Here is an 860-nt window from a genome sequence, read left to right on the forward strand (position 1 = left end):
GGGGTTTTGTGGGTGCCGTAGTTGTCGGCCACGATGTAGACGTCCAGGCCCTCGGGCACGGTTTTGTCGATCGTGGCCAGGAACTTCTTGAACTCGGTCGCGCGGTGCTGGCGGTGCAGCTCGGTGATCACGGTGCCGTCGGCAACGTTGAACGCCGCGAACAGCGAGGTGATCCCGTTGCGCCGGTAGTCGTGCGTGCGCCGCTGCGGCATGCCCGGCATCATCGGCAGCACCGGCTGCGACCGATCCAGCGCCTGGATCTGCGACTTCTCGTCCACGCACAACACCACCGCGCGCTCCGGTGGATTGTGATAGAGCCCGACGACATCGACGACCCGCTCCACGAACAACGGATCGGTGGACACCTTGAACCCGTCCACCCGGTGCGGCTTGAGACCGAAATCGCGCCAGATCCGCCCGATCGTCGAACGAGACAACCCGGTCCGCTTCGCCATCGACGACTGCGACCAATGCGTGGCATCGGCCGGCTTCGACTCCAGCGTCGCCACGATCACGTCCTCGACCTGATCCAGACTCACCGACGACGGCCGGCCCGGCCGATCCTCATCGACCAGCCCGTCCAGACGCTCGGCCAGAAACCGGCGCCGCCACTTCCCGACCGTCGACTCACCACAGCTCAACGCCGCCGCGACGTCCTTGCTCATCGCCCCCGGCTCGGCACACGCAAGAATGATCCGCGACCGCAACGCCAGCACCTGCGACGACTTCGCCCTCCGCGCCCACCGCTCCAACTGCGCACGCTCATCAACACTCAACACCAACTCGGCCTTCGGCCGCCCAGTCCTAGGCATACAACCCACCCTAGACTTATGTTGCGAATTTCAGAAGCAGGACACTAG

At 65.1% G+C, this 860-nt stretch carries 1 protein-coding gene; it reads right to left on the reverse strand.

Going from position 1 to position 860, the window contains the following annotated elements; translation table 11 throughout:
• Window positions 1-812: IS630 family transposase (locus tag E0H50_RS42715; RefSeq protein ID WP_131297175.1), on the reverse strand; the 812-nt coding region annotated here is incomplete at its 3' end.
• Window positions 813-860: the final 48 nt, after the last annotated feature.

Source organism: Kribbella sindirgiensis, from assembly GCF_004331435.1.
GTDB lineage: Bacteria > Actinomycetota > Actinomycetes > Propionibacteriales > Kribbellaceae > Kribbella > Kribbella sindirgiensis.